Here is an 11,846-nt window from a genome sequence, read left to right on the forward strand (position 1 = left end):
ATCCCGACGCCTACGGGGTTGTGATGCGCTCAGACGAGCGCGTTGCGATTGGCGAACTCCACCAACTCGATCAGCGAGCGGGCGTTGAGCTTGAGCAGCAGGCGGGACTTGTAGGTACTGACGGTCTTGTTGCTGATGAACATCTCGTCGGCGATGCGCTTGTTGCTGTAGCCATTGGCCAGGTACTTGAGCACCACCAGCTCGCGGTCGGAGAGGCGGCTGATCAGCTCCTGCTCGTCGGGGACACCGACCTGGCGCTTGCCGGAACGGATCACGTCGCTGGGGAAGTAGCTGTAGCCCGAGAGCACCGCGCGCACGGAAGAAGCCAGTTCGCCCAGGTCGCCTTCCTTGCAGACGAAACCGGCAGCGCCGGCCTGCATGCAGCGGGCGGCGTAGTGGCTGGGGTTCTGCCCGGTCAGCACGAGGATGCGCAGCGGCAGCTCCAGCGAACTGAGGCGGGCGATGACGTCGAGGCCACCGAGCTTGGGGATGCCGATGTCGAGGATGATGAGGTCCGGCACGTGTTCGCGGGCCAGGGCGATGGCATCGACGCCGTTGTCGGTCTCGGCGATCACTTCATACCCCTCGCGGTTGAGCAGCAGGCGCACGGCCAGTCGGATCACGGGGTGGTCGTCGACGATCAGCACCTTGCTCGGTGCTTCGCTGCCCATGCGCAGGAACTCATCCAGGTCTACCAATTTGCTCACCTTTTTATCTCCCTTGAGGGTGTACGGGTTTCGCCAAGATAGAGATGAGGGGAGGCCTGTCGAGCGTCGATGGGGTGGATCGCAGGGATTAAGGACGTAGCTGTCAGAACCTTAGGATTAGTCCTACCTTCTAACCGCAGCATCAGGGCCCAAACCCGTCTTTTCCCCTCTCATTCCCAGCTCTCGCTACCACTGGAAGCAGATGCGCGATCACTCCGCCTGTGCTTCCCCGTTCGGCCATATCCCCCGGCAGCCGTCACTGCCCAGGCAGAGCGGTCTATTCCGCGACGGCCCCGGCGCCTTGCCCAGGCCTCATCTATGCTGCAAGCGCGCCCCAAACAGGGATCAGGAGCTTCGGCAATGCCAAGGTCGCTCGAACGTCGATTTCCGTTGCATGTCCACATCAGCCTGCTGTTCACGCTGCTCCTGCTGATCTCCGGGGTGATCCTCGGGGTCTTCAACTACCGGCAGGCCACGCAGATCATCCTGTCCAGCAGCGACGCGCTGTTCGGGAAAATCAGCCAGCAGGTGGAGGCGGACCTGGAGGGCACCTACCGCCCCATCGACACCCTGCTCAACCTGATGGCCCTGACGCCAGGCAGCGCACAGGACCCCGCCTGGCAGCGCCAGGAACGCCTGCTCAGGCCCTTCGTCCAGGCCCTGCGCGACCACCCCAAGCTGGCCGCCCTCTACCAGGGGTACGACGACGGTGACTTCCTCATGGTCCGCCCGCTGCGCACCGAAGCCCTGAAGAAGCGCTTCGATGCCCCGCCTGGCGCGGCCTTCCAGGTCTGGAGCATCGAGCGCAACAACCTGTCCCGCGCGCAGTCCGAGTCGATCTTCCTCGACGACAACCTGACGGTGATCAGCCGTCGGCAGGACCTCAACGAGCGCTACGATCCACGCAGCCGCCCCTGGTTCAACACCGCCCTGGAGCAGGGTGGCCACATCGCCACCGCGCCCTATGTGTTCTTCTCCAGCGGCGCGGTGGGCACCACCCTGGCCCTGCCGGCGGGCGAGGATTCGGTGATCGGCGCCGACCTGACCCTGGCCGACCTCTCCGCCACCCTGGCGGCGCACCGGGTCACCCCCGGCACCCAGGTAGTGCTGTTCGCGCCCAGTGGCGAGGCAGTGGCCTACCCCGACAGCACGCGCCTGATCACCCGCATCGACGACAAGCCGCGCCTGACCATGGCCCGCGACCTGGACCCGGCCATCGCCGCGCTGCTCGACCGCAGCGAGCAAGACGACCTGCGCACCACCCTGAAACTGGCGGGACGGCAATGGGTGGTTTCCCGCCAGCACCTGCAGGCCGGCGGCCCCAAGGGGCTCTACCTGGCCCTGCTGGCCCCCGAGGACGAGCTGCTGGCCGATGCCTACCGCATCCGCTGGCAGGGCGGTGTGCTCACCCTGGTCATCCTCATCCTGTGCATCCCGGTCGGCTGGCTGCTCTCACGCATCCTGGTGAAGCCCCTGCGGGCGCTGGTGGTGGAAGCCGAGGCCATCCGTCGCTTCGACTTCGATGTGCCCGCGCTCGGCCGCTCCCCGGTGCTGGAGGTGGACCAGTTGGCCGTGGCGATGGAGAAGATGAAGGTCACCCTGGGCAGCTTCCTCGACATCACTGCCACCCTCTCGGCGGAAAAGCGCTTCGATGCGTTGCTGAGCCGGGTCCTCGACGAGACCGTGGAGATCAGCGAATCCGCCGGCGGCATCCTCTACCTGCTGGACGCCGAACAGGGGCGGCTCGAACCCCAGGCCCTGTTCCTCGACGGCCAGCAGCGGCAGCCCTCGGAGCTCGGCCTGGCCGCACGGGACATGAACGACCCCGCCCTCCCCGCCTGGATCCGCCAGCCCGCCAACGGCGGCGCGACCCTCGCCCAGTCGCTCGGCTACGACCAGGCTGGCGAACTGGGGCCGCTGCTGAACGCCCTGGGCACGCCGCGCGCCCACCTGATGGGCACCGGCCTGCACAACCGCCAGGGCGACACCATCGGCTTGCTGGTGCTGCTGCAGCGCGACACCGGCGGCGAGGCCAACCCCGCCATGCTGTGGCCGGAACGCATCGCCTTCGTCGAGGCCCTGTCCGGCGTGGCGGCGCTGTGCATCGAAAGCCAGCGCCTGCTGGAACGGCAGAAGCAGCTGCTGGATGCGTTCATCCAGCTGATCGCCGGCGCCATCGACGCCAAGAGCCCCTACACCGGCGGCCACTGCCAACGGGTCCCGGAGATCACCCTGGCCCTGGCCCGTGCGGCCGCCGAGAGCGACGACGGCCCCTTCCGCGACTACAACCCCAGCGACGAGGACTGGGAGGCCCTGCATATCGCCGCCTGGCTGCACGACTGCGGCAAGGTGACCACCCCCGAATACGTGGTGGACAAGGCCACCAAGCTGGAAACCCTCTACGACCGCATCCATGAAGTGCGGATGCGCTTCGAGGTGCTCAAGCGCGATGCCTGGATCACCTACTGGCGGGCCCGTACAGAAGGAGCCGATGAGGCTGTGCTGGCGGCGCAGCGGGACGCGTTGCTGGCCACCCTGGATGACGAATTTGCCTTCATCGCCCGCTGCAACCTGGGCGGGGAGTTCATGGCCGAGGCGGACCAGCAGCGGCTGCACGCCATTGCCGGGCGCACCTGGCTGCGCACCCTGGACGACCGCCTGGGCGTGTCCTGGGAAGAGGCCCAGCGCCAGGCCCGCACGCCGCCACGCCCCCTGCCGGCGGAGGAGCCGCTGCTGGCGGACCGTCCCGAGCACCTGCTGGAGCGCCCCGAGGGCGAGCGCATGGCGGCGGACAATCCGTGGGGATTCCGCCTCGACGTGCCGGAACACAAGTTCAACCGGGGCGAACTGCACAACCTCGCCATCGCACGCGGGACGCTGACGGCGGAGGAGCGCTACATCATCAACCACCACATCGTGCAGACCATCCTGATGCTCAGCCGCCTGCCCTTCCCGCCGCACCTGAAGAACGTGGCGGAGATCGCTGGCGGGCACCACGAGAAGATGGACGGCACCGGCTATCCCAAGCGCCTGGCCCGCGAGCAGATGAGCCTGCCGGCGCGGATGATGGCCATCGCCGACATCTTCGAGGCGCTGACCGCCGTGGACCGCCCCTACAAGAAGGGCAAGACCCTCTCAGAGGCGCTGGGGATCATGGCCGGCATGTGCAAGGGCGCGCACATCGACACCGAGCTGTTCGGGCTGTTCATCCGCAGCGGCGTGTACCGGGACTATGCCGAACGCTTCCTGCGGCCCGAGCAGGTGGATGCGGTGGACGAGGCACAGCTGCTGCAGCGGGCGGGGGTGACGGAGAACCCGTCATAGCCACTGCGGCCTTCCTGCGAGCATGAAAAAAGGCGCCCTGGGGCGCCTTTTTTCCGAGTCACGTCAACTGCTTACTGGGCGTTGATCGCGTTCTCGGGGTACCACACGTCGACCAGCGGGCTGAGGTTGAACTCGGCCAGTTCGCTGCGGCCCTTGAGCCAGGCTTCCAGGGCGGTGCGCTGCTCTTCGTTGACCGAGCCACGCTTGGCCAGGCAGACGAAGCCGTAGTCTTCGCCACCGACGTAGCCCAGGCCGTTGCCATCGATGGCTTCGACGATGAAGGCATCCAGGAAGTCCTGCAGCGCGTTGAGGTCCAGGCCTTCCTTGTAGGTCAGGCTGAGTTCGCAGCCCAGCTCCTGGAATTCATCCACACAGAGCTTCTTACGCAGGCGACGGGAGCGGTTCTTGGCCATCAGGCAGTCCTCAGAGGTTTTCAAGGCGCGCACTCTAGCAGGTTCGGCGCCGCTTGGCCCGTGCCGCATGGGGCCCTGCGCCCGGCGGTCGCTTGCGGCATAATGCGCGCATTTTCCCCAAACCACCGCGGGAACACCCAGCCATGCATGACCCCGTTGTCCGCCTCCGCCTGGAGGATCGTCGTTGATGTCCCTGTTCAAGACCCTTCGCCCACTCGCCTTCGCCGGCCTGCTCCTGCCCCTCGCCCTGCCGGCCCAGGCCGTCCAGGTCAATGCGACCCTCACGCCGAAGGTCCAGCAGGCCCTGAAGAAGAACAAGATCGCCCCCTCCTCCCTGTCGCTGGTGACCCTGCCGCTGACCGGCCCGGGCGCCCAGACCATCTTCAATGCGGACGTGTCGGTGAACCCGGCCTCCACCATGAAGCTGATCACCACCTACGCCGCCCTGGAGCTGCTGGGCCCTACCTACCAGTGGAAGACCGAGTTCTACACCGACGGCACGCTCAAGGACGGGGTGCTCAACGGCAACCTCTACCTCAAGGGCGGTGGCGACCCGAAGCTGAACATGGAGAAGCTGTGGCTGATGATGCGCGACCTGCGCGCCAACGGCGTGCTGAAGGTCACCGGTGACCTGGTGCTGGACCGCAGCCGCTTCGTCCACCCGCAGCTGCCGGCGTTCAACGACGACGGCGGCGACGACAACAAGCCCTTCCTGGTGGGTCCGGATTCGCTGCTGGTCAACCTCAAGGCCCTGCGCTTCGTCGCCCGTGCCGATGGGGGCCGCGTGAGCCTGGCGGCCGAGCCGCCCATCGAGAGCATCCGCCTGGACAACCAGATCAAGGTGACCAAGGCCGCGCCCTGCCCCGCCTTCCCCGACGTGCGCTACAACCCGGTGACCCAGTTCGACGGCACCACGGTGATCGCCACCGGCCAGTTGCCGGAAGGCTGCAGCGCCCAGACCTACCTGTCGATCCTCGACCACCCGGCCTACGCCGCCGGTGCCGTGCGCGCCATCTGGAAGGAGCTGGGCGGCTCGATCCTCGGCAAGGACCGCCAGGCCGACGTGCCCAAGGACGCCAAGCTGCTGGCCCGCGCCTTCTCCCCGGACCTGGTGGAGATCATTCGGGACATCAACAAGTACAGCAACAACACCATGGCCCAGCAGCTGTTCCTCAGCATCGGCGCGCAGTTCCGCACCGACGCCGATGGTGACGACGCCAAGGCGGCGCAACGGGTCATCCGCAAGTGGCTGGCACAGAAGGGCATCACCGCCCCGCACCTGGTGATGGAGAACGGCTCGGGCCTGTCGCGCAACGAGCGGGTCAGCGCGCGGGAGATGGCCACCATCCTCCATGCGGCCTGGCAGAGCCCCTACGCCGCCGAGTACATCGCCTCGCTGCCGCTGGTGGCGATGGACGGCACCATGCGCAAGCGCCTGCGTCGCACCCCCATGGCCGGCGAAGCCCACATCAAGACCGGGACGCTGAATACCGTACGGGCCATTGCCGGCTTCAGCCGCGACGGCGCGGGCAACACCTGGGCCGTGGTGGCGATCCTCAACGACCCGCGCCCCTGGGGTGCCTCGTCGATCCTCGATCAGGTGCTGCTGGACCTGCACCAGTCCAAGGGCGGCGCCCGCTGAAGTTGAATGGCGGCCCCGCCCGGAGCCGCATTCAGGCCGCGACGCAGACGCGGTTGCGTCCGGCCTGCTTGGCGGCGTAGACCGCCTCGTCGACCCGCCGCAGCAGGTCGTCGGCCAGCTCCCCCTCCCGCCAGCAGGCCAGCCCGAAGCTGGCAGTGACCACACCCACCTCCGGCAACGCCTCCTTCGACAGCGTGTTCCACAGCGCATCGGCCAGGACCTGGACCTGGGACTCGCCGGTGTTGGGGCAGATGACGATGAATTCCTCGCCCCCCAGGCGGCAGAACACGTCGATGCGCCGCAGCCGCTCGCCGACCCGCTGGCAGATGGCCTTGAGCACCCGGTCGCCGGCTTCGTGGCCGAAGCGGTCGTTGACCTGCTTGAAGTGGTCGATGTCGAACATCAGCACCGACAGCGGCCCTTCGCTGCGCTGGGCGCGGGCGATCTCCACCTCCAGGCGCTCCTGGAAGTGCCGGCGGTTGTAGACGCCGGTGAGCGCGTCGGTGATGGACAGGGTGCGCAGCTCCTGCTCCACCAGCTTGTGGCCGGTGATGTCGGAGATGTAGCCATGCCAGAGCACGCTGCCGTCGGGCATGCGCTCGGGCACCGATTCGCCGCGCAGCCAGCGCACGCCCTTCTGCGGCAGGAGCACGCGGAAGTCCTCGCGCCAGGTTTCCAGGGTCTGGGCGGAGGCGAGGATGCTGCCCTGCACCCGTTCGAGGTCTTCCGGGTGCACACGCTGGAACACCCGCTCGCCATCCTGCCGGACCTCGGGCGCGTTCATCTCCACCAGGTCGTGGATGCCGGCGCTGACATAAGGGAAACGGCTGGAGCCGTCGGGCATCAGCTGGTACTGGTAGATCGCCCCCGGTACCCGCGCGCTGAGCTTCTCCAGCAGGCGGTCGCGCTCCTCCAGGGCCTGCTGCACGCGCTTGCGCTCGGTGATGTCGGTGGAAATGCCGAGGAAGCCGATCAACTCGCCCGCCTCGTTGCGCACCTCGGTGAGGATCAGGTTGCCGATCAGTTGGCTGCCGTCCTTGCGCACGTAGGTCCACTCGTGTTCGTCGTAGCAGCGCCCGGCGGTCACCTCCACCACATAGCGGTGGAAGTCGGACACCGGGCGGCCGAGGCGCTGGGCCAAGGCCGCGCAGCGTTCGCGCACCTCGCTTTCCAGATGCAGGGTGCGGGGACGGGTGCCGAGCATCTCCTCGGCGCTGTAGCCGAACATGCGCTCGGCACCAGCGTTGTACTGGAGGATGTAGCCCTCCAGGTCGGTGGCGATGATCGACACCTCGGTCGCCGCGTCCAGCAGGCTGCGCAGGTTGCCGTTGGCCAGGGCCAGTTGCAGCTCCACCGCCTTGCTCTCGCTGATGTCGGTCTGGGTGCCGATCAGCCGCAGCGGCGAGCCATCGTCATTGATCTCCACCACCTGGCCGCGCTCCAGCACCCAGGCCCAGCTGCCGTCCTTGCGACGCATGCGGTGCTCGCTGCGGTAGACGTCGACCTCGCCGTTCAGGTAGCGCCGCAGCGCCTCCCGCGAGCCCTGCAGGTCATCGGGGTGACGCAGCCCGAGCGCGGTGTCTAGGCTGTCCTCCAGCTCGCCGGGCAGGTAGCCGAGCATGGTCTTCCAGGCCGGAGAGAAGAACATCCGCCCGCTGTCCGGCTCCCAGTCCCAGACGCCGTGGCCGGCGCCGTCCAGGGCGAAGCTCCAGCGCTCCTCGCTGAGCTTGAGCTGCAGTTCGCGCTGGCGCAGCTCGGCGGTGCGCTCGGCCACCAGGCGCAGGGCCCGCTGGCGCTGGCTGATGAGCAGCAGGACGTAGCCGCCCAGCATCAGGCTGAGGGCGATGCCGGTTCCCAGCACCAGGTGCCAGGAGGTGGTGCGGTTGTCAGCGAGGAATGCCGGACTGGGGCGGACCTCCAGGCGGTAGGTCCGGTCGCCGAAAGCCAGGGTACGCTCCAGCACCAGCTCGCTGTCGTCGGCGACGGAAGGGCTCTGGTAGAGGCGCTGCGGGCGCGCCGGATCGGTGACGTCGTCGAGCCGCGTGGGCAGGTTGGCGAGCATCTCGCTCGGCAGGCCGTCTTCCAGCTCCTGGCGCAGGCTGACGATGGCGACGACGAAGCCGGGCAGCGGCTCCTCGGCCCTGCCCAGCACCGGGGCCGCAAGCAGGACGCCTTCGTGGATGTTGTCCGGCATGCCATAGACCCGGACCAGGCCGGACACCGTCACCTGCCGCTCCGCCTCGGCCTTGTTCAACAAGGCCTGGCGCTCGGGCAAGGCGCGCATGTCCAGGCCGATGGGCAGCGCACTGTCGCGGCGGGCCGCTCCATAGAAGAGCGGCAGGTAGTAGTCGCGGGCGGGGCTGGCCCCTTCCAGGTCATGGATGCGGAAATCCGCCAGCCCCTCGTGGCGCGCCGTGCTCTCGTAGCGGTCACGCTGGCCGGCGTCCACCCGCGGTACCCAGTAGTACGCCAGCGTGTCCAGCAGCATCGGCTCGACGAAGCGCCGGTAGCGCTGCAGGTCGAGGCGGGGCGAGTTGGCGACGAAACGCTGCAGCGCATCCAGCTCCTTGAGCTGCCCGTTGAGGCGCTCCTCGACCCGGCTGATGCGCTCGTTGGCGACCTGGGCGAAGCGCTCCCGCAGCTGGTGCTCCTCGGAGTCGTGCACGGCTCGACCAAGCAGGATGGTGAACCCCAGGCCGATACCGATCACCAGTGCGCAGATGAGCAGGAGCAGACCGCGGTTGCCTGCCGGAAAGGAAAGGGACGTGATTGACTGGGCAGGCGTAGCCATGCTCGAGCCTCGGTTCGTGATGGAAAAGACGTCCCTGTGATCACAAACCTAGCGGGATGCTGGCATTTTGCCTAGCGCCGTCGGGAAAAGTTCCGCCCCGCCCTTACGGGCGGGGACGGACGGTGCTCAACGGGCGGTCAGGCGCCAGGCTCGGTGGATCTTGCCGTTGCGGGCGAAGTCCGGGTCGATGGTTTCGGCGCTGATCTCGCTGACCTGGTAACGGGCGCCCAGGGCTTCATCCAGCTGGAACTTGCGGAAGTTGTTGGAGAAGTAGAGCACCCCGCCAGGCGCCAGGCGGGCCATGGCCAGGTCGAGCAGGTGCACATGGTCGCGCTGGACGTCGAACACCCCTTCCATGCGCTTGGAGTTGGAGAAGGTCGGCGGGTCGATGAAGATCAGGTCGTACTCGCCGCGATCCTCCTCCAGCCAGGCCATCACGTCGCCCTGCTGCAGCCGTTGCTTGTCGGAGAAGCCGTTCAGCGAGAGGTTGCGCCGCGCCCAGTCCAGGTAGGTCTTGGAGAGGTCGACGCTGGTGGTGCTGCGGGCACCGCCCTTGGCGGCATGCACGGTGGCGGTGGCGGTGTAGCAGAACAGGTTGAGGAAGCGCTTGCCCGCGGCCTCGCGCTGGATGCGCAGGCGCATGGGACGGTGGTCGAGGAACAGGCCGGTGTCCAGGTAGTCGGTGAGGTTGACCAGCAGCTTCACGCCACCTTCGTTCACCTCCATGAAGCGCCCTTCGGCGCCCTGGCGCTCGTACTGGCGGGTGCCGGTCTGCCGTTCGCGGCGCTTGACCACCACGCGGGACGGGTCGATCTGCAGGGCCTGGGGAATCGCCGCAAGGGCGTCCAGCAGGCGGGCCTGGGCCTTCTCCGGGTCAATGGAGCGCGGCGGGGCGTATTCCTGCACGTGCACCCAGTCACCATAGAGGTCGACGGCCAGGGCGTACTCGGGCATGTCGGCGTCATACAGGCGGTAGCACTGGATGCCTTCCTTGCGCGCCCACTTGCCCAGCTGCTTGAGGTTCTTCTGCAGGCGGTTGGCGAACATCTGCCCGCCCTCGGACAGGCGTGCCGGCTCTGCGGCCGGGGCCACGCCCGGCTCTGCCTCGGCGGTGGAATCCTGGCGGCGCGAGCCGGTGACGAACTGCTCGGGCAGCACCTTGATCAGCAGCAGCTTGCAGGGCAGCGCGCCGTTCCAGAAGGCGTACTGCTTGTGGCTGCGGATGCCCATGCGCTTGCCCAGCTCGGGCGCGCCGGTGAATACCGCGGCTTCCCAGCCCATGCAGGCCTGGCGCAGGCGCTCGCCGAGGTTCTGGTAGAGGTAGAGCAGGCTGGCTTCGTCACCGAGGCGTTCGCCGTAGGGCGGGTTGCTGATGACCAGGCCCTTCTGGTTCTGGTCCGGGCGCGGTTCGAAGGTGGCCAGTTCGCCCTGGTAGATCTTCACCCAGGCGCCCAGCCCGGCACGCTCGATGTTGTTGCGGGCCGGCTGGATCAGCCGGGGGTCGGCCTCGTAGCCACGGATCCACAGCGGCGGGCGGGCCAGGCCGGCGTCGGCACGGGCCTGGGCCTCGTCGTGCAGCTTGCGCCAGATCGCCGGTACGTGGCCGAGCCAGTTGGAGAAGCCCCAGCGCTCGCGCTTGAGGTTGGGGGCGACGTCGGCGGCCATCATCGCCGCCTCCACCAGGAAGGTGCCGACACCGCACATGGGGTCGGCCAAGGCGCCGCCCTCGGCAGCGATGCGCGGCCAGCCGGCGCGGATCAGGATCGCCGAGGCGAGGTTCTCCTTCAGCGGCGCCGCGCCCTGCTGCAGGCGGTAGCCGCGCTGGTGCAGGCTGTGACCGGCGAGGTCGAGGGAGAGGATCGCCTCGCCCTTCTCCAGGCGCAGGTGCAGGCGCACGTCGGGGTTCTGCTTGTCCACCGAGGGGCGCTGGCCGGTGCTGGTGCGCAGGCGGTCGACCACGGCGTCCTTCACCTTGAGGGCACCGAAGTGGGTGTTGTCGATGCCAGCGCCGTGGCCGCTGAACTCCACCGCCAGGCTGCCGTCGGCGGCCAGGTGGTCATGCCAGTCCACGGCCTTGACGCCCTCGTAGAGGTCGTCGGCATTGCTCACCGGGAAGCGCGCGAGCACCAGCAGCACGCGGTTTGCCAGGCGCGACCAGAGGCACAGCCGATAGGCCGTTTCCAGGCTGCCTTGGCCACGAATAGCAGCGACCTGCTCGCGGGGCTCCTCCAGGCCGAGCTGGCTGGCTTCCTCCAGCAACAGCCCTTCCAGGCTTTTCGGGCAGGTGAGGAAGAGTTCGTAACGGTCCGACATGCTAGTTCCAATGCCTTTCGGCTGATCAACGGCGCGGAAATGTCTCCACACCTCAAAGAATTATGTGACTGAAGGTCGCAGAACGTCCCTTCGTCGGATTGGAGAATTCTCATTCTCAAGCGCGAGGCCTTCATGGCACCTCGACATCAACTTCGCGCAAGGCCGCGCCACAGGGGGCACAGGGCGCCGAGGGGCGAAAAACAGCCCCTCCGGCTTATGGTCCGGAGCCCATGTTCGTTACGTCCTTATGACAAAACGATCATTCCAATGCCCCGGAGCAAGGGTTAGAACACAGCTTAATCCGCTACCGCAACGGCAGCGGACGAGGGGAGCGCCACGCCGGCAGCGCCTCCCCGAAGGCAGGCCAGACCTGCCGGGCCCGGCACCCGGGCCATGGGACATAACAGTCAACAAATGAGGGCTACACCCTATGAGAAGACTTAAGCGTGATCCGATGGAACGAGCATTCCTGCGCGGTTATCAGCACGGCATTCATGGCAAATCCCGCGACCTTTGTCCTTTCACCCATCCCACCACTCGCCAAGCCTGGATCAACGGCTGGCGGGAGGGCCGCGGCGACCACTGGGATGGCTTTACCGGCACGGCCGGCATTCACCGACTCAATCAACTCCACGCCGTAGGCTGATACCTCGGAC

Annotated in this window: 7 protein-coding genes; 3 read left to right on the top strand and 4 right to left on the bottom strand. The window is 67.5% G+C overall.

The genetic code is table 11. From position 1 onward, the window contains the following. Positions 1-29: 29 nt before the first annotated feature. Positions 30-671 carry a response regulator transcription factor gene (locus SZ55_RS12475; protein ID WP_044406209.1) on the bottom strand — a complete coding sequence of 214 codons (642 nt, stop codon included), beginning with the start codon at positions 669-671 and terminating at the stop codon, positions 30-32. A 396-nt stretch (positions 672-1,067) separates the two neighbouring features. Between SZ55_RS12475 and SZ55_RS12480 the strand changes: the two genes are divergently transcribed. After that, complete coding sequence (locus tag SZ55_RS12480; protein WP_044406104.1) at positions 1,068-4,031, top strand: HD domain-containing phosphohydrolase; 2,964 nt, start codon at positions 1,068-1,070, stop codon at positions 4,029-4,031. A gap of 71 nt (positions 4,032-4,102) precedes the next feature. Here the strand turns inward: SZ55_RS12480 and SZ55_RS12485 are convergent, their stop codons facing one another. Beyond that, the gene (locus SZ55_RS12485) at positions 4,103-4,444 is read right to left on the bottom strand and encodes a YggL family protein (protein ID WP_044406107.1); all 342 of its coding nucleotides are present in this window, start codon (positions 4,442-4,444) and stop codon (positions 4,103-4,105) included. A 193-nt stretch (positions 4,445-4,637) separates the two neighbouring features. On the opposite strand from SZ55_RS12485, the gene dacB reads away from it, so the two are divergent. Further along, complete coding sequence (dacB, locus tag SZ55_RS12490) at positions 4,638-6,086, top strand: D-alanyl-D-alanine carboxypeptidase/D-alanyl-D-alanine endopeptidase (RefSeq protein ID WP_044406212.1); 1,449 nt, start codon at positions 4,638-4,640, stop codon at positions 6,084-6,086. 31 nt (positions 6,087-6,117) lie between these two features. Here the strand turns inward: dacB and SZ55_RS12495 are convergent, their stop codons facing one another. Together SZ55_RS12495 and rlmKL are read right to left on the bottom strand one after the other, a co-directional pair. Continuing rightward, the gene (locus SZ55_RS12495) at positions 6,118-8,877 is read right to left on the bottom strand and encodes a diguanylate cyclase (protein WP_044406110.1); all 2,760 of its coding nucleotides are present in this window, start codon (positions 8,875-8,877) and stop codon (positions 6,118-6,120) included. A 126-nt stretch (positions 8,878-9,003) separates the two neighbouring features. Then, complete coding sequence (gene rlmKL / locus SZ55_RS12500; protein ID WP_044406113.1) at positions 9,004-11,190, bottom strand: bifunctional 23S rRNA (guanine(2069)-N(7))-methyltransferase RlmK/23S rRNA (guanine(2445)-N(2))-methyltransferase RlmL; 2,187 nt, start codon at positions 11,188-11,190, stop codon at positions 9,004-9,006. A gap of 430 nt (positions 11,191-11,620) precedes the next feature. Here rlmKL and rmf point away from each other — a divergent pair, with 430 nt between their 5' ends. Then, the gene (rmf, locus tag SZ55_RS27415) at positions 11,621-11,836 is read left to right on the top strand and encodes a ribosome modulation factor (protein WP_074968920.1); all 216 of its coding nucleotides are present in this window, start codon (positions 11,621-11,623) and stop codon (positions 11,834-11,836) included. Positions 11,837-11,846 lie beyond the last annotated feature (10 nt).

It is taken from the genome of Pseudomonas sp. FeS53a, from assembly GCF_000931385.1.
Lineage (GTDB): Bacteria > Pseudomonadota > Gammaproteobacteria > Pseudomonadales > Pseudomonadaceae > Metapseudomonas > Metapseudomonas otitidis.

What these genes read in the sequence shown, in the direction of transcription:
- SZ55_RS12475 (WP_044406209.1), bottom strand. Translation starts at nt 671, where the DNA reads ATGGGCAGCGAAGCACCGAGCAAGGTGCTGATCGTCGACGACCACCCC.
- SZ55_RS12480 (WP_044406104.1), top strand. Translation starts at nt 1,068, where the DNA reads ATGCCAAGGTCGCTCGAACGTCGATTTCCGTTGCATGTCCACATCAGC.
- SZ55_RS12485 (WP_044406107.1), bottom strand. Translation starts at nt 4,444, where the DNA reads ATGGCCAAGAACCGCTCCCGTCGCCTGCGTAAGAAGCTCTGTGTGGAT.
- SZ55_RS12495 (WP_044406110.1), bottom strand. Translation starts at nt 8,877, where the DNA reads ATGGCTACGCCTGCCCAGTCAATCACGTCCCTTTCCTTTCCGGCAGGC.
- rlmKL (WP_044406113.1), bottom strand. Translation starts at nt 11,190, where the DNA reads ATGTCGGACCGTTACGAACTCTTCCTCACCTGCCCGAAAAGCCTGGAA.
- rmf (WP_074968920.1), top strand. Translation starts at nt 11,621, where the DNA reads ATGAGAAGACTTAAGCGTGATCCGATGGAACGAGCATTCCTGCGCGGT.